Source organism: Streptomyces bottropensis ATCC 25435, assembly GCF_000383595.1.
Classification (GTDB): domain Bacteria; phylum Actinomycetota; class Actinomycetes; order Streptomycetales; family Streptomycetaceae; genus Streptomyces; species Streptomyces bottropensis.
This window is the reverse complement of sequence record NZ_KB911581.1, coordinates 4,421,075-4,443,242: the sequence shown is the minus strand read 5'-3', so window position 1 is coordinate 4,443,242 and position 22,168 is coordinate 4,421,075. Positions and strand designations below refer to the sequence as shown.

At 71.7% G+C, this 22,168-nt stretch carries 15 protein-coding genes and 1 pseudogene; 12 read left to right on the top strand and 4 right to left on the bottom strand.

The features are described 5' to 3' along the window. The first annotated feature begins 23 nt into the window (after positions 1-23). The 6 genes from STRBO_RS0119550 (at position 24) to STRBO_RS0119525 (ending at position 8,477) form a co-directional block, all read left to right on the top strand. A complete protein-coding gene (locus STRBO_RS0119550) occupies positions 24-2,039 on the top strand; it encodes an alpha-1,4-glucan--maltose-1-phosphate maltosyltransferase (RefSeq protein WP_020114641.1) in 2,016 nt (671 codons plus the stop codon). Then, entirely contained in the window at positions 2,036-3,772 is a 1,737-nt protein-coding gene (gene treS, locus STRBO_RS0119545; protein ID WP_020114640.1) for a maltose alpha-D-glucosyltransferase, read from the top strand. Before STRBO_RS0119550 ends, treS begins: the two co-directional genes overlap by 4 nt. Positions 3,773-3,801: 29 nt before the next feature. Further along, on the top strand, positions 3,802-5,190 hold the full coding sequence (locus STRBO_RS0119540; protein WP_005474684.1) for a maltokinase N-terminal cap-like domain-containing protein: 1,389 nt from the start codon (positions 3,802-3,804) through the stop codon (positions 5,188-5,190). A 4-nt stretch (positions 5,191-5,194) separates the two neighbouring features. After that, positions 5,195-7,432, top strand: a complete 2,238-nt coding sequence (glgB, locus tag STRBO_RS0119535) for a 1,4-alpha-glucan branching enzyme (RefSeq protein ID WP_020114639.1) — start codon at positions 5,195-5,197, stop codon at positions 7,430-7,432. Positions 7,433-7,650: 218 nt separating this feature from the next. Next, positions 7,651-8,004, top strand: a complete 354-nt coding sequence (locus STRBO_RS0119530; protein ID WP_005474688.1) for a VOC family protein — start codon at positions 7,651-7,653, stop codon at positions 8,002-8,004. 71 nt (positions 8,005-8,075) lie between these two features. Continuing rightward, complete coding sequence (locus STRBO_RS0119525) at positions 8,076-8,477, top strand: MarR family winged helix-turn-helix transcriptional regulator (RefSeq protein WP_005474690.1); 402 nt, start codon at positions 8,076-8,078, stop codon at positions 8,475-8,477. A 72-nt stretch (positions 8,478-8,549) separates the two neighbouring features. Here the strand turns inward: STRBO_RS0119525 and STRBO_RS0119520 are convergent, their stop codons facing one another. Further along, positions 8,550-8,972, bottom strand: coding sequence for an SseB family protein (locus tag STRBO_RS0119520; protein WP_005474691.1), 423 nt, complete (start codon positions 8,970-8,972; stop codon positions 8,550-8,552). 268 nt (positions 8,973-9,240) lie between these two features. Between STRBO_RS0119520 and STRBO_RS0119515 the strand changes: the two genes are divergently transcribed. After that, positions 9,241-10,530, top strand: coding sequence for an alpha-L-fucosidase (locus STRBO_RS0119515; protein WP_005474693.1), 1,290 nt, complete (start codon positions 9,241-9,243; stop codon positions 10,528-10,530). On the opposite strand, the pseudogene STRBO_RS44680 reads toward STRBO_RS0119515, so the two are convergent. Both STRBO_RS44680 and STRBO_RS0119510 read right to left on the bottom strand, forming a co-directional pair. Beyond that, a pseudogene (locus STRBO_RS44680) lies at positions 10,530-10,694 on the bottom strand (cysteine hydrolase); the annotation flags it as partial. The gene STRBO_RS0119515 and the pseudogene STRBO_RS44680 sit on opposite strands and share 1 nt — an antisense overlap. Positions 10,695-10,765: 71 nt before the next feature. After that, complete coding sequence (locus STRBO_RS0119510) at positions 10,766-12,232, bottom strand: purine-cytosine permease family protein (RefSeq protein WP_005474695.1); 1,467 nt, start codon at positions 12,230-12,232, stop codon at positions 10,766-10,768. A gap of 234 nt (positions 12,233-12,466) precedes the next feature. On the opposite strand from STRBO_RS0119510, the gene STRBO_RS0119505 reads away from it, so the two are divergent. From STRBO_RS0119505 to ligA, 5 genes are all read left to right on the top strand, one after another. Further along, the gene (locus tag STRBO_RS0119505; protein ID WP_020114638.1) at positions 12,467-15,493 is read left to right on the top strand and encodes a helix-turn-helix transcriptional regulator; all 3,027 of its coding nucleotides are present in this window, start codon (positions 12,467-12,469) and stop codon (positions 15,491-15,493) included. Between the two features lie 231 nt (positions 15,494-15,724). Beyond that, positions 15,725-17,170: a glyceraldehyde-3-phosphate dehydrogenase gene (locus STRBO_RS0119500; protein ID WP_005474697.1), complete on the top strand. Its 1,446-nt coding sequence runs from the start codon at positions 15,725-15,727 to the stop codon at positions 17,168-17,170. 105 nt (positions 17,171-17,275) lie between these two features. Continuing rightward, positions 17,276-17,668: a helix-turn-helix domain-containing protein gene (locus tag STRBO_RS0119495; RefSeq protein WP_028796753.1), complete on the top strand. Its 393-nt coding sequence runs from the start codon at positions 17,276-17,278 to the stop codon at positions 17,666-17,668. A 48-nt stretch (positions 17,669-17,716) separates the two neighbouring features. Then, on the top strand, positions 17,717-18,127 hold the full coding sequence (locus tag STRBO_RS0119490) for a VOC family protein (protein WP_020114637.1): 411 nt from the start codon (positions 17,717-17,719) through the stop codon (positions 18,125-18,127). A gap of 52 nt (positions 18,128-18,179) precedes the next feature. Next, positions 18,180-20,273: an NAD-dependent DNA ligase LigA gene (ligA, locus tag STRBO_RS0119485; RefSeq protein ID WP_005474700.1), complete on the top strand. Its 2,094-nt coding sequence runs from the start codon at positions 18,180-18,182 to the stop codon at positions 20,271-20,273. 26 nt (positions 20,274-20,299) lie between these two features. Here the strand turns inward: ligA and STRBO_RS0119480 are convergent, their stop codons facing one another. After that, entirely contained in the window at positions 20,300-21,526 is a 1,227-nt protein-coding gene (locus STRBO_RS0119480) for a PP2C family protein-serine/threonine phosphatase (protein ID WP_020114635.1), read from the bottom strand. Positions 21,527-22,168 lie beyond the last annotated feature (642 nt).

Genomic DNA, 22,168 nt, shown 5'->3' with positions numbered 1-22,168 from the left:
CGAGCACGGCGGAGGTGAGACCCATGAGCCCGATCCCGGCCCCGGCCGTCGGCCGCGTCCCCGTCAGGGACGTCCGCCCGCTCGTCGAGTGCGGCAGGCGTCCCGCGAAGGCAGTCGTCGGCGAGACCTTCGAGGTCACCGCGACGCTCTTCCGGGAGGGGCACGGCGTGGTCGCCGCCAACGTGGTGCTCAAGGATCCGGAGGGCCGGCCGGCCCCGTGGACCCCGATGCGTGAACTCACCCCCGGCACGGACCGCTGGGGCGCCTGCGTCACCCCGACCGCCGAAGGCCGGTGGACGTACCGCGTCGAGGCCTGGAGCGACCCGATCGCCACCTGGCGTCACACCGCCCGCATCAAGGTCCCGGCCGGCATCGACACCGGACTCGTCCTGGAGGAGGGCGCCGAGCTGTACGCGCGCGCCGCCGCCGGGGTGCCCGAGGCGGACCTGCACGCGACCCTGCTCAACGCCGTGCGGAGACTCCGCGACGACACCCTCCCGGTCGCCGACCGGCTGGCGGCGGCGTTGGCGCCGGAGGTGGACGAGGTCCTGACCCGTCACCCCTTGCGGGAACTGGTCACCTCCTCCGAGCCGCTGCCGCTGCTGGTGGAACGGGAACGGGCCCTGTTCGGCTCCTGGTACGAGTTCTTCCCCCGCTCCGAGGGCACCCCGGCCCAGCCCCACGGAACGTTCCGCACCGCCGCCCGCCGCCTGCCCGCGATCGCCGCGATGGGCTTCGACGTCGTCTACCTCCCCCCGATCCACCCCATCGGCACGACCTACCGCAAGGGCCGCAACAACACCCTCTCCCCCACCCCCGACGACGTCGGCGTGCCCTGGGCGATCGGCTCCCCCGAGGGCGGCCACGACGCCGTCCACCCCGACCTCGGCACCCTGGACGACTTCGACTTCTTCGTCGCCCAGGCCCGCGCCCAGGGCCTGGAGATCGCCCTGGACTTCGCCCTGCAGTGCTCCCCCGACCACCCCTGGGTCGACAAGCACCCCGAATGGTTCCACCACCGCCCCGACGGAACCATCGCCTACGCGGAGAACCCGCCCAAGAAGTACCAGGACATCTACCCCATCGCCTTCGACGCCGACCTGCCCGGCCTCATCGCCGAGACCACCCGCGTCCTGCGGCACTGGATGGACCACGGGGTACGCATCTTCCGCGTCGACAACCCCCACACCAAACCGGTCGTGTTCTGGGAACAGGTCATCGCCGACATCAACGCCACCGACCCCGACGTCATCTTCCTCGCCGAGGCCTTCACCCGCCCCGCGATGATGCACACCCTGGCCGCCACCGGCTTCCAGCAGTCCTACACCTACTTCACCTGGCGCACCACCAAAGCCGAACTCACCGACTACGCCACCGAACTCGCCGGTGAGGCCGCCGCCTACATGCGGCCCAACTTCTTCGTCAACACCCCCGACATCCTCCACGCCTTCCTCCAGGAAGGCGGCCGCCCCGCCTTCGAACTCCGCGCCGTCCTCGCCGCCACCCTCTCCCCCACCTGGGGCATCTACTCCGGCTACGAACTCTGCGAGAACACCCCGCTCAAACCCGGCAGCGAGGAATACCTCGACTCCGAGAAGTACCAGCTCCGCCCCCGCGACTGGGACACAGCCGCACGGGACGGACACACCATCGCCCCCCTGCTCGGCAAGCTCAACGAGATCAGACGGCGCCACCCCGCACTGCACGGGCTCAGGAACCTGCGCTTCCACCACACCGACAACGACGCGGTGATCGCGTACAGCAAGCGCACCGGCCCGGACGCGGTCGTGGTGGTCGTCAACCTCGACCCCCACCACACCCAGGAGGCCACGATCACCCTCGACATGACAGCACTCGGCCTGGGCCCGGGCGAGGACGCGCCCGTGCACGACGAGTTGACCGGTGAGATCTACCGCTGGGGAAGGACGAACTACGTGCGTCTGGAACCCGGCCGGGCACCCGCGCACATCCTCCACGTCCAGCTCCCCGCCGGGAGCGCGTCCTCCTCGCCGCAGATCGGAGTGCCGGGTACACCATGACCTTGAACAAACCCATCCCTGACACCTTCGAGGACACGCCACAGCGGGACCGGGACCCGGACTGGTTCAAACGCGCCGTCTTCTACGAGGTACTCGTCCGCTCCTTCCAGGACAGCAACGGCGACGGCGTCGGCGACCTCAAGGGCCTCACCGCCAAACTCGACTACCTGCAGTGGCTCGGCATCGACTGCATCTGGCTGCCGCCCTTCTTCAAATCCCCCCTGCGAGACGGCGGCTACGACGTCTCCGACTACACCGCCGTCCTCCCCGAATTCGGCGACCTCGCCGACTTCGTGGAATTCGTCGACGCCGCCCACCAACGCGGCATGCGCGTCATCATCGACTTCGTCATGAACCACACCAGCGACCAGCACCCGTGGTTCCAGGAGTCCCGCAAGGACCCCGACGGCCCCTACGGCGACTACTACGTCTGGGCCGACGACGACAAACAGTTCCCCGAAGCCCGCATCATCTTCGTCGACACCGAAGCCTCCAACTGGACCTTCGACCCCGTCCGCAAGCAGTACTACTGGCACCGCTTCTTCTCCCACCAACCGGACCTCAACTACGAGAACCCTGCCGTCCGGGAGGAGATGCTGGCCGCCCTGCGGTTCTGGCTCGACCTGGGCATCGACGGCTTCCGGCTGGACGCCGTGCCCTACCTCTATCAGGAGGAGGGCACCAACTGCGAGAACCTGCCGGCCACTCACGCGTTCCTCAAGCACGTCCGCCGGGAGATCGACGCACTGTATCCGGACACGGTCATCCTGGCCGAGGCGAACCAGTGGCCGGAGGACGTCGTCGACTACTTCGGCGATTTCCCCAGCGGCGGCGACGAATGCCACATGGCGTTCCACTTCCCGGTGATGCCGAGGATCTTCATGGCGGTGCGCAGGGAATCGCGCTACCCGGTCTCGGAAATCCTCGCCAAGACCCCGGCCATTCCCACAAGCTGCCAGTGGGGCATCTTCCTGCGCAACCACGACGAGCTGACCCTGGAGATGGTCACCGACGAAGAACGCGACTACATGTACGCGGAGTACGCCAAGGACCCGCGCATGCGCGCCAACATCGGCATCCGCCGCCGCCTCGCCCCCCTCCTGGACAACGACCGCAACCAGATCGAACTCTTCACCGCCCTGCTGCTCTCCCTGCCCGGCTCGCCGATCCTCTACTACGGCGACGAGATCGGCATGGGCGACAACATCTGGCTCGGCGACCGCGACGCGGTGCGCACCCCCATGCAGTGGACGCCGGACCGCAACGCCGGCTTCTCGACCTGCGACCCCGGCCGTCTCTACCTGCCTACGATCATGGACCCGGTCCACGGCTACCAGGTCACCAACGTCGAGGCGTCGATGTCCTCACCCTCGTCGCTGCTGCACTGGACCCGCCGGATGATCGAGATCCGCAAGCAGAACCCGGCGTTCGGCCTCGGCAGCTACACCGAGCTGTCCTCGTCCAACCCGGCCGTGCTGGCGTATCTCCGCGAGGCCCCCTCGATCGAGGAGGACGGGGACGACCTGGTGCTGTGCGTGCACAACTTCTCCCGCTTCCCGCAGCCCACCGAACTCGATCTGCGCGCCTACGAAGGACGCCACCCCGTCGAACTCATCGGCGGAGTCCGCTTCCCCGCCATCGGTGAACTGCCCTATCTCCTCACCCTCGCGGGCCACGGCTTCTACTGGTTCCGGCTCTCCCGAGTCCTCACCCGCGCCGCCCCCGGGCGTTGAGGCGCGGCCCGGCGAAAGGACGCGTCACCATGTCGAAGACCGCAACCGCACTGCTCCGGCCGAGCAGCGACGGGGTCGCCGCCGACCTCATGACCTCGCTGGCCGGACTGCTGCGCGAGTGGCTGCCGCGGCAGCGCTGGTTCGCCGGCAAGGACCGGCCGGTCACGGACCTCGCCCTGCTGTCGATGACCGAGCTGTATCCGGGCTGTCTGCATCTGCTCGTGCACACCGGCCAGCCGAGCCACACCGGCCACGGCGGGGTGCCCGCGCCCGGTGGCACCCCCTGCGCCGGTGACTGCTACCAGTTGGTGCTCGGCGTGCGCGAACACCGGACGCCGCGCCTCGGCCCGGCGCTCATCGGGCAGGCGCAGGAGGGCCCGCTCGCGGGGCTCACCGTGTACGACGCGCTGTACGACCCCCGGTCGGCCCAGCTGCTGCTCGAACGGCTGCGGCACCCCGGTACGGCGGGCCCGCTGCGGTTCGAGGCGGACCCCGGCGTACGGGTGCCGGCCGGGCTCGCGCCCCGGCTGCTGGACGCCGAGCAGTCCAACTCCTCGCTGGTCTACGGGGACGCGTTCATCCTGAAGGTCTTCCGGCGCATCCAGCCGGGGGTCAACCCCGACCTGGAGGTGCCGGGCGCGCTGGCCGGGCAGGGCTGTGGCCGGGTGCCGGCGCCGGTGGCCTGGTTCCGGACGACCGATCCGTTCCCGGCGACGCTCGGTGTGCTGCAGCCGTTCCTGCCCGACGCGTCGGACGGCTGGACGCTGGCACTCGGCGCACTCGCCGCCGGGCGGGACTTCACGGCGCAGGCCCGCGAGCTGGGCCGGGCCACGGCGGAGGTCCACCTGGCGCTGGCCTCGGCCTTCCCCTCCGGAGCCCATGACGAGAACGGGCGGACGGCCGCCGCGATGACCGAACGGCTGGACGCCGCCGCACGCTCCGTTCCGGCGCTGCGGCCGTTCGTCCCCGGTCTGCGCACCGCCTTCCGGGCCCTGCTCTCCTGCGATGTCGGGCCGCCCGCGCAGCGTGTCCACGGCGATCTGCACCTGGGGCAGGTGCTGCGGGCGGGCCGGGAGTGGTTCGTCATCGACTTCGAGGGTGAGCCGTCCCGTCCGCTGGCCGAGCGGTGCGGCACCCAGTCGCCGGTGCGGGACATCGCCGGGATGCTCCGCTCCTTCGACTACGCCGCCCGGCAGCGCCGCCCCTGGCGCCCGGAATGGGCTCGCGACTGCCGGGAGGCGTACTGCGCGGGTTACGCCGCGCACGCCGGCTGGGACCCGCGCGAGAAGCACGGGCTGCTGCGCGCCTACGAAACGGACCGGGCCGTGTACGAAGTGCTCTACGAGGCCCGGCACCGCCCCGACTGGCTTCCCGTACCGATGGCGGCGATCGAGCGTCTCGCCGTGAGAGGAGACTGAGACCGTGGCCCTGCGCGACACCACTCCCCCGGAGGCGGGGGGCCCGCCTCCGCGCGGGCCCCGACTGACCGTGGCCGCCCCTCCCCTCGCCCCCGACGACCGTGCGCGGCTCCTTTCCGGCGCCCACCACGACCCGCACGCCCTGCTCGGCGCCCACCCGGTGCCGGGCGGGATCGCCGTGCGGGCACTGCGGCCGTACGCCCACGCCGTGAGCGTCGTGATCGACGGTGAGCGCACCTACCTCGCCTCGGAGGGCGACGGTCTCTTCTCCGTCCTGCTGCCGGGTGACGCCGTCCCGGAGTACACGCTGCGCGTCTCGTACGAGGACACCGACCACGAGGTGCACGACCCGTACCGCTTCCTGCCCGCACTGGGCGAGCTGGATCTGCATCTGATCCGTGAAGGGCGGCACGAGCAGCTGTGGAAGGCGCTCGGCGCCGAACCGATGACCCACCAGGGCGTGCCCGGCACCCGCTTCGCCGTGTGGGCGCCGAACGCCCGGGGCGTACGCGTCGCCGGTGACTTCGGCTGCTGGGACGGGACGGGGTTCCCGATGAGGTCCCTCGGATCGTCCGGGGTCTGGGAGCTGTTCCTGCCGGGGGTGGGCGTGGGCGCCCACTACAAGTACGAGATCACCTCCCGCCACGGCCACCGTCTGCTCAAGGCGGACCCGATGGCACGCCGGGCGGAGGTGCCGCCCGCGACGGCGTCCGTCGTCACGGCCTCGCAGTACGAGTGGGGCGACGCGGAATGGATGGCGAGGCGCGGGGACACCCCGGTGCACGAGGCCCCGTTCTCCGTCTACGAGATCCATCTTCCCTCCTGGCGACCTGGGCTGACGTATCGTCAGCTCGCGGACGTCCTGCCCGCGTACGTCGCCGACCTCGGCTTCACCCATGTCGAGCTGATGCCGGTCGCCCAGCACCCGTTCAGCGGGTCCTGGGGCTATCAGGTCACCGGCTTCTACGCGCCCACCGCGCGGCTCGGTACGCCGGACGACTTCCGGTACCTCGTCGACGCGCTGCACCGGGCCGGCGTCGGGGTGATCCTGGACTGGGTGCCCGCGCACTTCCCCAAGGACGACTGGGCGCTCGGCCGGTTCGACGGGGAGCCGCTGTACGAGCCCGGGGACAGCCGCCGGGCCGAGCACCCGGACTGGGGGACGTTCGAGTTCGACCTCGGGCGCACCGAGGTGCGCAACTTCCTGGTGGCGAACGCCGTGTACTGGTGCGAGGAGTTCCATGTCGACGGGCTGCGGGTGGACGCGGTCGCGTCGATGCTCTATCTCGACTACTCGCGCGACTCCGGTCAGTGGACCCCCAATGTGTTCGGCGGGCGCGAGGACCTGGACGCGGTCGCCTTCCTCCAGGAGATGAACGCGACGGTGTACCGGCGCGCGCCGGGCGTGGTGACCATCGCGGAGGAGTCCACCGCCTGGGACGGCGTGACCCGCCCGACCGACAGCGGCGGCCTCGGCTTCGGGCTGAAGTGGAACATGGGCTGGATGCACGACTCGCTCGGCTACATGGAGCACGAGCCGGTGCACCGCAAGTACCACCACGACGAGATGACCTTCTCGATGGTGTACGCGTACAGCGAGAACTACGTCCTGCCGATCTCCCACGACGAGGTCGTGCACGGCAAGCGGGCGCTGGTGTCGAAGATGCCGGGCGACTGGTGGCAGCGGCGGGCGAACCACCGGGCCTACCTGGGCTTCATGTGGGCCCACCCCGGCAAGCAACTCCTCTTCATGGGGCAGGAGTTCGCCCAGGGCGCGGAGTGGTCGGAGGCGCACGGGCCAGAGTGGTGGCTGCTCGATCCGGGGTACGGGGCCGAGGCGGACCACCGTGGCGTGCGTGACCTCGTCCGCGATCTCAACGCGGTGTACCTCCGGACACCGGCGCTCTGGCAGCGGGACACCGATCCCGCCGGGTTCCAGTGGGTGAGCGGGGATGCCGCCGAGGACAACGTCTTCGCGTTCCTGCGGCTCGACGCGGAGGGGGTGCCGCTGTTGTCCGTGTCCAACTTCAGCCCGGTCGTGCGCCAGGAGTACCGGCTGGGTGTCCCCGAGGATGTCCCGGCCTGGCACGAGGTGCTGAACACGGACGCCGTGGCGTACGGGGGGAGCGGGGTCTGCGATCCACGTCCCGTCGAACGCGAGCCGGTGGCGTGGCACGGGCGGTCGGGCAGTGTCCGGCTGACGCTGCCACCCCTGGCCACGGTCTGGCTCCGCCCTGCCTGAGTCCGTCCGCGGGCCCGGCGGGGGCTGGTCGCGCAGCTCCCCGCGCCCCTGAGAGGCAGGGGCTGCGCCCGCCGCCTTTCAGGACCTGCGCCCGAACGTCGAAGGGACACCATCCCTGGATCGATCGATCAGGATCGGAGAAGCCCGCCGAGCCGCCCGCGCCCTAGCGTGGAGCGCAGTTCACAGCGACCAGCGATACGACCGCCGAGGAGCACCCCATGACCGCCGGACTCCAGACCGTCATCTACCCCGTCAAGGACCTCGCCGCGGCGAAGGCCCTGTTCAGCGCCCTGCTGGAGGTCGAGCCGTACGCGGACTCGGCATACTACGTCGGCTTCAAGGACGCGGGGCAGGACGTGGGCCTGGACCCGAACGGGCACGCGAAGGGGATGACCGGACCCGTGCCGTACTGGCACGTCACCGACATCCGGTCGAGCCTCGCGGCACTGCTCGTCACCGGCGCGCAGGTGCTGGAGGACGTCCACGACGTGGGCGGCGGCAGGCTCATCGCCTCGGTGAAGGATCCGGACGGGAACCTGATCGGGCTCCTTCAGGACACCGCGGCGGAGTAGTAGCGGGCAGTCGTTGCACCTGCACTAGTTGCACAGGAAACAATCACCTCGCCCTCTGTTACCGTGCACATATGGCAGCGAACACGGCCGGTGTCCGGCTGGAGGACCAGTGGCGGGACATCCTGTCCGTACACGCCCGCACGATGTGCGAGATCGACCGCGTACTGCATCCGCACGGCCTCGGTGCCAGCGACTTCGAGGTGCTCGACATCCTCGCCTCGGGCCTGGCGACCGCCACGGCGGCCGGAGACCTGTGCCGGGTGCAGAACATCGCGGAGAAGGTCCATCTCAGCCAGAGCGCGCTGTCCCGGCTGATCGGCCGACTGGAGAAGGACGGCCTGGTCGAGCGGTCCGTCTGCGCGGAGGACCGGCGCGGCGTGTGGGTCGCTCTCACCGACCGGGGCCGCGAGCTGCACGCCGAGACGCTGCCGCTGCAGCGTGACGCGCTGGCCCGCATGCTGCGGCAGGGCTGACAGCCCGCCCGCGACCCGGCCGGACCGGGCACGAGGGGCTGCTCTCCCCGATTCTTCGTGTGGCTCCCGGACTCAGATCCCCTGCCCTCCCAGGAGGGTGCCCACGTCGTGGGCGTCGAGGGTGAGGCCGTGCGGGGAACCGGCGTCGATGGTGAGGGACAGGTCGACGTCGGCCGGCCACTGGGAGGCCAGGGCGCCCAGGGGTACCAGGCGGTAGCGCGAGACGTAGGGCAGGAGTTCGGCCATCGCCGGCTCCGAGGTGAAGACCGGCACGATCTGTTCACCGCCCGGCTGCTCCAGCACGGGCAGCGCCACGGCCGTCGGATCGCTCACGGCCGCCTCGTCGGCGTCGTCCGGCACGGGAATCAGCACATCACTGTCGGCGAGCGTGTTCAGCGCGGCCGTGTCGTGGGTGTCGATGGCGAGCGCGGTCAGCGCGCGCTGGGCCGGCGAGGCGGCCTGGGGCGCGTGGTGGCCGTTGGGGGAGATGTCCATGGAAGATCCCAGGTAGTGATGGAAAGGCCGCCCGGTACGGCGTCCGTACCGGGCGCGTCGCCCTGCGCGTACCCGACACGGACGCACGCATTCCTCTACGTCGCTCCGTGTATCGCCGGCCACTCCGGCCAGGGCCCGTCCACCGCGTCCGCCGGAAGGAACGGCAGCCGCTCGGAGCCGAGCGCCGAAGCGCCCGGTGGTGAAAACGGACCAGCAGTGGTGACCGGCGCCCACGCGCGCGCCGGGACCGTCCGCCTAGCGTGGCCGTATGACCATGCAACCCTGGTTTCCCGCCGCCAAGCTGGGCATCTTCATCCACTACGGCATCTACGCCGTGGACGGAGTGCCGGAGTCCTGGTCCTTCTACTGGGGCGAGGTGACACACGAGCAGTACATGAAACAGCTCGACGGCTTCACCGCGTCCGCCTACGACCCCACCGCATGGGCCGAGCTGTTCGCGCGGGCGGGAGCGGGATACGCGGTGCTCACCGCGCGCCACCACGACGGCGTCGCCCTTTGGGACACCGCGCAGGGCGACCTGGACGTCGTCCGGCGCACCCCGGCGGGCCGGGACCTGATCGGCGGATACGTGGACGCGCTGCGCGAGCGGGGCCTGAAGGTGGGCCTCTACTACTCGCACTCCGACTGGAACCACCCGGACTACGCGAGCCTCCGCCACCCCGACATCGACCAGTGGACCAACACCCACCCCGGCGGCAACGACGCCAACCCCTACTCGCACGCCGCACCCGGCGAGGAGGACCCGGCGGCCTGGGACCGCTACCTCGCCTACCGCGACGGACAGGTGAGGGAGCTGGTCGAGCGGTACCGCCCCGACCTGTTGTGGTTCGACGGCGAGTGGGAGCGCACCGAACAGCAGTGGCGGATACCGGAGTTGGCCGAGCTGATTCTCGCAGAGAACCCGGACACCGTCCTGAACGCCCGCATGCTGAGCCGCGGCGACTACGCCACCCCCGAGCAGGGGGTGCCGCTCGAAGCGCCCGACGGACCCTGGGAGTTGTGCCTGACCATCAACGACTCCTGGGGGTTCCAGCACGCGGACCACAACCACAAGTCGGTGCGGCAGCTGGTGCGTTACTTCGCCGAGACGATCGGCATGGGCGGCAATCTGCTGCTCGACGTCGGCCCCAGGGCGGACGGGACGATTCCCGCCGAGCAGGTCGAGCGGCTGGAGGGGCTCGGCGCGTGGATCGGGCGGCACTCCGCCGCCGTCCACGGGACGGTCGCGGGGCTGCCCGCCGGGCACCACTACGGTCCGAGCACCCTGTCCGCCGACCGGCGCACCCTGTATCTGACGTGCTTCGACGTGCCGCGCGAGTCCGTCGCGGTGCGGGGGCTGCGCAATCCCGTCCGCAAGGTCACCGTCCTCGGCACGGGCGCCGAACTGGGCCACCGGGTGATCGGCGGCCTCGACGCCGTGCCCGGAGTGACCTGGATCGACGCCCCCGCCAAGGCCGACCTCGACCCGTACGCGACCGTGCTCGCCCTGGAACTGGACGGGGAGCTGGACCTGTACCGGGGTACGGGCCGCGACTGACCGGGGATCTCGTCGACGGTCACGACCCGGACGAGTGGCCGGTACTGGTCCAGCACGTGCAGGGCCTTGGCGTGCGACGCGTCGTCCGCGCCCGCGCAGGCGTCGGCGGCCTCCAGCACCTCCGCGCCCGCGTCGGCCGCCGCGAGAGCCGTGGACAGCGCACAGGGGCTGTCGGGCTCGGCGAACACGCGTTGCATGTCGATGACGGCGAGCAGGCCCGCCGGGGCGGGCGCGCTCATGCCGCCGTCTCCTGCGCCCGGACCCGACCCCGCGACAGCGTCAGCGTGCCGAGGAAGCCCGCCGCCAGGGCGAGCAGGACGCCCAGGTTGGCGTAGGCCCAGTCACCGGTCCTGCCGCCGAGGCCGAAGGGGCCGAGGAGGTAACCCTGCCAGTCGAGCCAGCCCGCGGCGGAGTTGGTGACCAGGCCCCAGCCGAGGGCGGTGGCGGCGACGGTGAGAAGGAGGGGGCCGGGCGGGATGTCGCCGTAGCGGCCGTCCGGGCGGAACAGGTCGGCCTCGGCGTAGTCGCGGCGGCGCAGCAGAAGGTCGGCGAGCATGACACCGCACCATGCGGCGACGGGGACGCCGAGGGTGGTGAGGAAGCCGATGAACGGGCCGAGGAAGTCGTCGGCGAAGAAGACGATGTGGACGGCGCCCGCGATCATCAGCACGCCGTCCACGAGGGCGGCCAGCGGGCGCGGTACGCGCAGACCGGCCGCGAGCAGGGCGAGGCCGGAGGAGTAGATGTCGAGGACGGCGCCGCCGACCAGGCCGAGCACGGCGACGACGGCGAACGGGATGAGGAACCAGGTGGGCAGGAGCGTGGTCAGCGCGCCGATCGGGTCGGCGGCCACGGCCTCGTCGAGGTCGGCGGAGGAGCCGGCGAGGAGCAGTCCGAAGACCAGCAGGAGCAGCGGGGCGAGCGAGGCGCCGAAGGTGGTCCAGCCGACGACACCCCGGCCGGAGGAGGCACGCGGGAGATAACGGGAGTAGTCGGCGGCCGCGTTGACCCAGCCGAGCCCGAAGCCCGTCATCAGGAAGACGAGGGCGCCGATGAACTCCTGCGCGGATCCGGCCGGTACGGCGCTGACGGCGGACCAGTGGACGTGGTCGGCGACCAGGACGACGTACACGACCGTCAGCACACCGGTGACGACCGTGATCACCGTCTGGAAACGCATGATCAGGTCGAAGCCCATCACACCGACCACCACGACCAGCGCGGCGACCAGGACGAGGGCCATCACCTTGGTCCCGGTGCCACCGCCCGTGCCAAGCCGGCCGAAGACGGTGGCGGTGGCCATGGTGGCGAGCGCGCAGAGCACGGTCTCCCAGCCGACCGTGAGCAGCCAGGAGACAGCCGCGGGCAGCCGGTTGCCGCGGACTCCGTACGCGGCACGGCTGAGCACCATCGTGGGCGCCGAGCCGCGTTTGCCGGCGACCGCGACGCAGCCGCAGAGCAGGAAGGAGAAGACGATGCCGATGACTCCGGCGGCCAGGGCCTGCGCGAAGGAGATGCCGAAGCCGAGCGCGAAGGCGCCGTAACTCATGCCGAGAATGGAGACGTTCGCGCCGAACCAGGGCCAGAAGAGGGTGCGTGGGGTGCCCTTGCGGTCCGCGTCGCCGATCACGTCCAGGCCGTGGGTCTCCACCTGGAGCGGTCGGACGGCGGCCGCGCCGTCGGGGGTGTGGGAGTCCGTCATCGTCGACCTGCCTGTCTGATCGCGGACCTGTCCGTCCGATCATGCTGATCGCGTCGAGGGGAACCTAGGTGCGCCGGTCAGGGCCGTCAAGGTGGCCCTCGTACAGGTGCGGGGACCGGGCCGTCGGCCCACCGGGGGCTACGTACAATCTTCGGGAATCGGCCGGAGGTGCGCGATCAGGGCCCTCCGGCGGGGCTCCGGGACGGCCCGGGGCCGGCTTCGGGGGGAATCGCATTGCCGTGGGACGTGGCTCCGCTGGTGGGCCGGGAGACCGAGCTGGCACGGCTCGCCGGGATACTCGACGGACTGACGGGGACCGGTGACGGACCCTCGGGGACCGGTGACGGACCTGGGGCGACGGGCCACGGACCTGGGGGGACCGGCCACGGCCCGGCGGTCGTCGATGTCACCGGCGCGGCGGGGATCGGCAAGAGCCGACTGGTGTCGGAGTTCTGCGCATCGGCGCGGGCGCGGGGCATGACGGTGCTGCGCGGCCGGGCGACCGAGTACGAGCAGCATCTGCCCTACCAGCCCCTCGCCGACGCCCTCACCGACCTCGACACCGAGACCGGCATCCCCTCCCCGTTCGCCGAGGTCCACTCCATGGACCGCTTCGCGCTGCAGCGCGCGGCGGCGGCCTTCCTCGCCCGGATCGCCCGGACCGGCAAGGGCCTGGTGGTGGCCCTCGACGACGTGCACTGGGCGGACCCGGCGTCCCTGGAACTGCTCGACCATCTCGTACGGCATCCGCCGCGCCGCGCGCCCGTGGTGATCGTGGTGGCGCGCCGCGAACGGCAGACCTCGCCCCGGCTCGTCGCCTCGCTCACCCGGGGAGTGGAGTCCGGAACGGTGCTGCGCCTGGAACTCGGCCCCCTGGACCGCGGTGCCTGCCTCGCGGCGCTCGCCCCCGACCGTCCGCCCGCCCTCGCGGCCGAGCTGTACGCGGCCAGCGAGGGCAACCCGCTGTACTTCCTCGCCCTGCTGCAGGCGGGCAGGCCCGCGGGCCTCAGCTCGCTGCTCCTGGACGAGCTGACCCCCCTCACCGACGGCCAACGGAGCACGGTCCAGGCCGTGGCCGCGCTCGGCGACCACGCCGCACCCGCGCTGGTGGCCGCCGTCACCGGTCGGCGGCAGGACGAACTCGACGCGGACCTCAGGGAGTTGACCGCCCGTGACCTCGCGCGGCCGGGGCCCGACGGCCGCTGGGCCCTGCGGCACCCGGTGCTGCGCTCCCTCGTCCACGACACCACCGACCCCCTGCTGCGCACGCGGATGCACCATCTCGCCGCCGCCGAACTCGCCCGGATCGGGGCACCGGTCACCGAGCGCGCGCATCACGTCGAACGGTCACTGACCGGCTGGGACCCCGACGCCGTGACCGTCCTGACCGAGGCCGCCCGGCAGGCCGCCGCCACCGCGCCCGCGAGCAGCGCCCACTGGCTGGGCGTCGCCCTCACGCATCTGCCGGAGCGGTCGGAGCACGGCGCGCTGCGCCGCGACCTCATGCTGCGGCGGGCCGAGGCGCTCGGCGCCTGCGGCGGGCTGCGGGAGAGCCGGGACCTGCTGCACGAGGTGATCAGCCTGTCACCGCCGGGCACCGACGACGGTGTACGGGCCTGCGCGGTCACCCTGTGCGCGGTCATGGAGCGCCATCTCGGCCGGTACGCGGAGGCGGTGGCCCTGCTGCGCCGCGAACTGGCCCGCAGCGCCGACCTCTCTCCCGCCGAGACCGTCCAACTCGGCCTGGAACTGGGCTCGTCCGCCCCGCACGCCAGCTCCTACCCTGACGTGCGCGAGGACGTGACCCGCACCCTGGAGCTCGCCCGGTCACTGGGCGACGAGGTCGCCGAGGCGGGGGCGCTCGCCGTCACCGCGCTCGGGGAGGCGTACGAGGGGAACACCGCGGCCGCCGCCGAGGCCGCCGACCGGGCCGGCGCGCTCATCGACTCCCTCACCGACCAGGATCTGGCGGGCCTGTGTGAACCGCTGGCCCGGCTCGGCTGGGCGGAGGCATTCCTCGAACGGTACGCCGACGCCGAACGCCATGCCGAGCGCGGTCTGGCCATCGCCCGCCGGGGCGGCCTGCTCTACGTGGTGCCGCATCTGCTGCTGTGCCTGTCCCACATCCAGGTCATGACGCTGCGGCTGGGGCCGGCCCTGGAACTCGCCGAGGAGGCGGAGACCATCGCCCGGGGCATCGGCAGCGACGAGCTGCTCGCCTTCGTGCTGGCGTCCAAGGCCCAGGCCCTGGTCCCCGCCCTCCCGCCGGGCGACGGCGGTGCAGTGGCCGTCGCCGAGGAGGCCGTGGCACGGGCCGGTGCCGGCACCCGCTGGTGGGCGTCCATCGCCTGGTGCATGCTCGCGTACGCGGCGCTCCACGCCGGTGACCCGGCGCGCGCCCGCGCCGCCGTGCTCCGGGCGGGCGGCGAGGATCTCGGCGGCCTGCAGCCGAGCATGCGGCCGCTGTTCATGGAGATCCTCGTCAGTGCCGCCTTCGTCGCCGGGGACCGCGACCAGGCCCGGCAGTGGGCGGAGCGCGCTCGCAAGGAGGCGGAAGGACTGCGTCTCGTGGCGCAGCGGGCGTCCGCACTGCGCAGTTCGGCACATGTGCCGCTGGCCGACGGCGATGTGGCGGCCGCGGCCGACCTGTTCGAGCGCGCCGCGGCGGAGACGGCCCGGGGCGGGAGCCGGCTGTGGGAGGCACAGACCCTGCTGCTGGGGGCGCCCGTGACCGCGTCCGCCGGGCGCCCGGCGCGCGCCCGCGCCATGTGGGAGCGTGCCCTGCGACTGAGTACCGAGGGCGAGGCCCATCTGCTGACCGGGCTCGCGGAGATGATCCGGCCGGCGGTCTTCGGCGCTGCGGGCGCAGGAGGAACGACGGGAGCGGGTGACGGGGAGCCGGGTGCGGGTGACGCCGGCGGTCCGGCAGCGGGTGCGCGTCCGGGGGCGGGTGCGCGTCCGGGGGCGGGTGCGGGGGCAGGGGCGGGCACGGGGGCCGACGGACCGTCGCAGGACGCGCTGTCCGTGGAGCTGACCGTCCTGTCCCCGCGAGAGCGGGAGATAGCCGCTCTCGTGGCGAAGGGGCTGACCAGCCCCGCCATAGCCGAACGTCTGTTCCTCAGCCCGCGCACGGTCGAGACCCATCTCTCCCGCATCTACCGCAAGACGGGCGTGACCTCGCGGGCCGCGCTGGCGGCTCTCCACACGCGCGACGAACTGCGTGACGGACTGCGCGACGGACACCGCGACGGGGACACGTGAGCGCTCCGCCGTGAGCACCCTGCCGTGAGCGACACGGCGCGGTCGAAGCCGTGCCGGATACGTGATCTTCCCGATGCCGGGCCCGCCCGCTGTCCGGAACGATCTGTTCTGGGACCACGAAGCGGGGGACGACCACGTTGTGACGGAACGCGCGCTGTGCGCACCCCTCGTTCGTCTCCTCCGAGCGGGGTGGTTAGCATATGAGCGCCGCCTAGCTCGAAAGATAATTCTGTGACTGTCAACGAGGACTCGTTCACCCAATGGAAGAACCGCGAGGAGATCGCGGAGTCGATGATCCCGATCATCGGGAAGCTGCACCGTGAGCGGGACGTGACGGTCCTGCTGCACAGCCGCTCCTTGGTGAACAAGTCGGTGGTCAGCATTCTGAAGACCCACCGGTTCGCCCGCCAGATCGCCGGTGTGGAGCTCTCGGTCACCGACACCCTGCCGTTCCTGGAGGCGCTCACCACCCTCGACCTCGGCCCCTCACAGATCGACATCGGCCTGCTCGCCGAGGCCCACCGGGTCGACGACCGGGGGCTGTCGGTCGCGGAGTTCACGGCTGATGCCGTCGCCGGCGCGACGGGCGCCAACAAGATCGAGGGCGGCGAGGGACGCGACGTCGTCCTGTACGGCTTCGGCCGCATCGGCCGCCTCGTGGCCCGTCTGCTGATCGAGAAGGCCGGCTCCGGCAACGGTCTGCGGCTGCGCGCCATCGTGGTGCGCGGCGGCGGTGAGCAGGACATCGTCAAGCGGGCGTCCCTGCTGCGCCGGGACTCCATCCACGGCCAGTTCCAGGGCACGATCACCGTCGACGAGTCGACCAGCACGATCAACGCCAACGGCAACGAGATCAAGGTGATCTACGCCGGCGACCCGTCCGAGGTCGACTACACCGAGTACGGCATCAAGAACGCCATCCTCATCGACAACACCGGCAAGTGGCGCGACCGCGCGGGGCTGTCGAACCACCTGCGCCCCGGCATCGACAAGGTCGTGCTGACCGCGCCCGGCAAGGGCGACGTCCCGAACATCGTGCACGGTGTCAACCACGACACGATCAAGCCGGACGAGCAGATCCTGTCCTGCGCGTCCTGCACCACCAACGCGATCGTGCCGCCACTGAAGGCGATGGCGGACGAGTTCGGTGTGCTGCGCGGCCACGTGGAGACCGTCCACTCGTTCACCAACGACCAGAACCTGCTGGACAATTACCACAAGGCGGACCGTCGGGGTCGTTCCGCGCCGCTCAACATGGTCATCACCGAGACGGGCGCCGCCTCGGCCGTCGCCAAGGCGTTGCCCGACCTGAAGGCGCCGATCACCGGCAGCTCGATCCGCGTGCCCGTCCCGGACGTCTCGATCGCGATCCTCAGCCTGCGGCTCGGCCGGGAGACCGACCGCGAGGAGGTCCTCGACTACCTCCGCGGCGTCTCGCTGACCTCGCCGCTCAAGCGCCAGATCGACTTCACCAACGCCCCCGACTCGGTCTCCAGCGACTTCATCGGCTCCCGCCACGCCTCCATCGTCGACGCGGGCGCCACCAAGGTCGACGGCGACAACGCGATCCTCTACCTCTGGTACGACAACGAGTTCGGCTACTCCTGTCAGGTCATCCGGGTCGTCCAGCACGTCTCCGGGGTGGAGTACCCGACGTACCCGTCCGCGGCGGTCTGATCCACCGGGCGGGCCCCGTTCGCACCACGGGCCCTCCCTCGCAGCACGCGCCGGGCGAGCCATCCGCTCGTCCGGCCCGTGGTGCGTCCATGGTGTGATGGCGCCGTGAGCCGAGCTTCCGAAGAGTCCAACCGCCGTCTGCTGCGGGCCCGGGACGCGATGGACCGGGCCTACGCGCAGCCGCTGGACGTGCCCGCGCTGGCCCGGATCGCCCATGTCTCCGAGGCGCACTTCACCCGCATGTTCCGGACCACGTTCGGCGAGACCCCGCACCGCTATCTGCAACGCCGCCGGGTGGAGCGGGCGATGTTCCTCCTGCGGGAGACCGACCGCGCCGTGACCGACATCTGCTTCGAGGTGGGATTCGGCAGCCCGGGCACCTTCAGCCGGACGTTCCGCGACATCGTGGGCAGGTCGCCGCGGGAGTACCGCGAGCAAGCGGTCACGGTGGCCGTACCGACGTGCTTCGCGAAGGCGTGGATGCGCCCGAGCCACTGAGCAGTTTCGGATAAGTTTCCGCCCGCCCGGCTCGCTGACGTGATCCCCATGTTCAACGCCATCACGCACTCGCAGATCTACGTCCTCGACCAGGACGACGCCCTCGACTTCTACGTCGGCAAGCTCGGCCTGGAGTTCCACACCGATGTCGACCTCGGCTTCATGCGCTGGCTGACCGTCCAGGTGCCCGGACACCCGGAACGCCACATCCTCCTGGAGAAGCCCGGCCCCCCGGCGCTGTCCGAGGAGACCGCGGCACAGGTCCGCGTCCTCCTCACCAAGGGCGCCACGGGCGGCCATCTCATCTTCAGCACGGACGACTGCCGCAAGACGTACGAGACGCTGCGGGCCCTCGGTGTCGAGTTCACCGAGGAACCCACCGAACGCCCGTACGGCATCGACTGCGGCCTGCGCGACCCCTTCGGCAACAGCATCCGCTTCACGCAGCCGAAGGGCTGAGCACGGCCCGGCCACGCCCGACGCCGGGGCGTTGTCAGTGGTGGGAGGCAGGATGGCTCCCATGACGACATCAGTTGCAGTGATCGTGGATGCCGCGGCCTACGCCCAGGCCGTCGAGGACGCGGTCCGGGCCTCGGGCGCCTACTACACCGGTGGCACGTCGGCGCTGGACGACGACACCTACGACCGGCTCGTGCGCGGCATCGCGGCGTGGGAGGCGGAGCACCCCGAGCAGGTCCTGCCGGAGTCGCCCACCGGGAAGGTGGCCGGCGGGGCCGTCGAGGGGGACGTGCCCCACACGATCGCGATGCTGAGCCTGGACAACGTGTTCTCCGCCGAGGAGTTCACGGCGCGGACGGCGTCGCTGGCCCGGCGGATCGGGCACGAGGTGGAGCGTTTCTGCGTCGAGCCGAAGCTCGACGGACTGGCGGTCGCCGCCCGGTACACCCGGGGCCGGCTCACGCGGTTGATCACGCGGGGCGACGGGACGGCCGGGGAGGACGTCTCGCACGCCATCGGCACCATCGAGGGACTGCCCGAGGAGCTGGCCGAGCCGGTGACGGTGGAGGTGCGGGGCGAAGTCCTCATGACGACCGCCCAGTTCGAGCACGCCAACGAGGTGCGCACCGGACACGGCGGACAGCCCTTCGCCAATCCGCGCAACGCGGCGGCGGGCACGCTGCGCGCCAGGGAGCGGGCCTACACCGTGCCGATGACGTTCTTCGGATACGGGCTGCTGGCGCTGCCCGGCACCGACGCCGACTCCGCGGCGCGGCCGGCCGAGCCGGCCCACAGCGAGCTGATGGCGCGGGCGGCCGAACTGGGGGTGAACACCACCGCGAGCACTGCCGTGCCGGGTGTCACCGTCGCCACGGTCGAGGAGGTCCTGGACCGCGTCAAGGAGATCGCGGGGCTGCGGGCGGAACTGCCGTTCGGGATCGACGGGATCGTGATCAAGGCCGACCTCGCCGCCGACCAGCGCGCCGCCGGGTCCGGTTCACGCGCCCCGCGCTGGGCGATCGCCTACAAGCTGCCCGCCGTCGAGAAGATCACACGGCTGCTGGAGGTGCAGTGGAACGTGGGCCGCACCGGTATTATCGCGCCGCGCGGAGTGCTGGAGCCCGTCGAGATCGACGGCTCCACCATCACGTACGCCACCCTCCACAACCCGGCCGACATCACCCGCCGCGACCTGCGCCTGGGCGACCATGTCATGGTGCACCGCGCCGGTGACGTCATTCCCCGCGTGGAGGCTCCCGTCGCCCATCTGCGCACCGGCGACGAACAGCCCATCGGCTTCCCCGAGGTCTGCCCGAGATGCGGCTCCGGCATCGACAGGGGCGAACAGCGCTGGCGCTGCGAGAACGGCCGCAACTGCCATCTGGTCGCCTCCCTCTCGTACGCCGTGGGCCGCGATCAGCTCGACGTGGAGGGGCTCGGGCACACCCGGGTCGTCCAGCTCGTCGAGGCGGGCCTGGTCGCCGATCTCGCCGACCTGTTCGCCCTCACCCGGGAGCAGCTGCTGGGCCTGGACCGCATGGGCGAGACCAGCACCGACAACCTCCTCGCCGCGCTCGACACGGCCCGGGGGCGCCCGCTGTCCCGGGTGCTGTGCGCGCTGGGGGTGCGGGGCACCGGACGCTCCATGTCCCGCCGTATCGCCCGGTACTTCGCCACCATGGACAACATCCGCGCCGCGGACGCCGAGGCGATCCAGCGGGTCGAGGGCATCGGCACCGAGAAGGCCCCGGCCATCGTGGCCGAGCTGGTCGAACTCGCCCCGCTCATCGACAAACTGGTGGCGGCCGGGGTGAACATGACGGAGCCGGGCGCGACCCCGCCCGCCCCGGCCGACGACACGGCCGCCCCGCAGGAGGGCGCCGAGTCCGCGGACGGCCCGCTCGCGGGCATGGCCGTGGTGGTCACGGGCGCGATGACCGGCGCACTGGAGAAGCTCAGCCGCAACCAGATGAACGAACTCATCGAGCGTGCCGGAGGGCGCGCCTCCTCCGGTGTCTCCAAGAAGACCTCCCTGGTCGTCGCGGGGGAGAACGCCGGCTCCAAGCGTGCCAAGGCCGAGAGCCTCGGCATCCGGCTGGCCGGCCCGGACGAGTTCGCCGCGCTCGTCGCCGACTTCCTCGACTGACCACCGCGGGCCGACCGCCGCCCGGATCAGAGCTGGATGATGACGAGGGCCGCGTCGTCGGTGGCGCCGTAGGGGAGGAGGTCGAGCAGGAGGGCGTCGGCGAGGGGTTCGGGGCCGGCATCGCGGTGGCGCGTGAGCGCGTCGGCGAGGCGGGCGAGGCTGCGGTCGATGTCCTCGTCACGGCGTTCGACGAGACCGTCCGTGTAGAGGACGAGCAGGTCGCCGTCGGTGAAGGAGACGGTGGCCTCGGGGCGGAGCGTGTGTTCCAGGCGGGCACCGAGCGGTGGATCGGTGGCCCCGTCGAGAAAGACGACCTCGCCGTTACCGCACACCAGCGCGGGCGGCAGATGCCCGGCGCTGCTGTAGGTGATGGTGCGGGTGTCCCAGTCGACGCAGGTCTGCACGGCGGTGGTGTTCTCGGCGCCGTCGACGGAGCGGGCGTACAGACCGAGCGCGTCCAGTGCCTGGGCGGGGCCGTCCGCCACCAGGGAGGCGGCGCTCAGCGCGCTGCGCAGTTTGCCCATGACGCAGGCGGCGGCCAGGCCGTGTCCGACCACGTCACCGACGGCGACACCGACGCGGTCGACGCCGGTCAGGTCGACCAGGTCGTACCAGTCGCCGCACACGTTCAGCGCGTCGGTCGCCGGCTGGTAGCGCACCGCCGCACGGTGGTGGCCGAGCGGTTTCGGCGCGGGCAGCATCGCCGTCTGCAGGGCGAGCGCGACCTCCCGTTCGTGGGCGTGCGCCTCGCGCAGCCGCTCGTTGACCTCCTGCAGCTCCCGGGCGCGGGTGTACAGCTCGGCCTCCAGCACGTTGGCCCGGTCGCTCGGCGAGCGCTCGCGGGCCCGGATCAGCTCGGTGACCTCCTCGACCTTGTGGATCAGGAGCACCACCTTCCCGTCGGGGCCGAGGATCGGCGCGTTCACCGGACTCCAGTAGCGCTCCTCCCACTCCCCCGGCCGCTCCACGGACTCCACGTCGTAGCGCTGCAGCGCCATCGCGTCCCGCTCACCGGTCTCCGCCACCCGGCGGAGGGAGGCGGCCAGATTACGCATCCCGTTCGCGGACGGGTCGGTGGGGTTGTCGGGGAACACGTCGAAGAGGTAGCGGCCGACCACCTGCTCGCGGGTGCGGCCCGACAGCCGCAGGAACTCCTCGTTCGCGTCCGCGTACACCAGCCCGGGTGTCAGCAGCGCCACCATGCCCGGCAGTGCCTGGAACACCGCCGCGTAGTCGTTCGCCGTCTCCGTCATGGTCGCCGCCTCAGCGTCCGTCGCCTTCCCGTGATCTCCACCATAGGAGCCCATGGCTGCCGGAGCGCGGTCCTGTTCCAGGAAAACGGGCAGGTCACGTACGTGTGTGCGATATAGGGACACAGCGTCCGAGGCCGGTCACGGTGCGGCACGGAGCAGGATGTCCCGCGTGGAGCCCATGCCGTGTCCGTTTTTCACGGCTGGACGGCTGCGCCGCTTCGCGCGGGAGCGGACCGATGTCGAGGCCCGCCCGCCGCGTGTGCGCGCAGACCGCGGCCTCCGCCGGGACGCCCGCCTCGTCCATCGCGGCCGGCCGCTGTCCCCTCCCGCGCTCCCCGCCGGGATCGGCGAGGTCCACCGGCGCCTCGGCGAGCGGCCGCAGCCCCGCGTCCACCCGGGCGACCCGCTCCTCGAACCCGGCCGGCCACTCCATGGTGCCCCCCGTCCTCCGTCGCATCGCTGCGGAGGGTGAGCGCGCCCGGCGGCAGGGCACCGACACCGGTGACTGGCCGGTAATACGTACCCCGGTTACGTAGGTCTACGGACGCGGCGGCACACTCGCTTCGGTTGGCTTGCCGGACGCCGGAGGGATCGTCCCGCGTGCCCGCTCGCCGTCGGGGGCTCCCGGCACGTCGTGGGAGG

Bases quoted from the DNA above. Each gene is read 5' to 3' on its own strand.
- STRBO_RS0119550 (WP_020114641.1), top strand. From the start codon at position 24: ATGAGCCCGATCCCGGCCCCGGCCGTCGGCCGCGTCCCCGTCAGGGAC.
- treS (WP_020114640.1), top strand. From the start codon at position 2,036: ATGACCTTGAACAAACCCATCCCTGACACCTTCGAGGACACGCCACAG.
- STRBO_RS0119540 (WP_005474684.1), top strand. From the start codon at position 3,802: ATGTCGAAGACCGCAACCGCACTGCTCCGGCCGAGCAGCGACGGGGTC.
- STRBO_RS0119530 (WP_005474688.1), top strand. From the start codon at position 7,651: ATGACCGCCGGACTCCAGACCGTCATCTACCCCGTCAAGGACCTCGCC.
- STRBO_RS0119525 (WP_005474690.1), top strand. From the start codon at position 8,076: ATGGCAGCGAACACGGCCGGTGTCCGGCTGGAGGACCAGTGGCGGGAC.
- STRBO_RS0119520 (WP_005474691.1), bottom strand. From the start codon at position 8,972: ATGGACATCTCCCCCAACGGCCACCACGCGCCCCAGGCCGCCTCGCCG.
- STRBO_RS0119515 (WP_005474693.1), top strand. From the start codon at position 9,241: ATGACCATGCAACCCTGGTTTCCCGCCGCCAAGCTGGGCATCTTCATC.
- STRBO_RS0119510 (WP_005474695.1), bottom strand. From the start codon at position 12,232: ATGACGGACTCCCACACCCCCGACGGCGCGGCCGCCGTCCGACCGCTC.
- STRBO_RS0119490 (WP_020114637.1), top strand. From the start codon at position 17,717: ATGTTCAACGCCATCACGCACTCGCAGATCTACGTCCTCGACCAGGAC.
- ligA (WP_005474700.1), top strand. From the start codon at position 18,180: ATGGCTCCCATGACGACATCAGTTGCAGTGATCGTGGATGCCGCGGCC.
- STRBO_RS0119480 (WP_020114635.1), bottom strand. From the start codon at position 21,526: ATGACGGAGACGGCGAACGACTACGCGGCGGTGTTCCAGGCACTGCCG.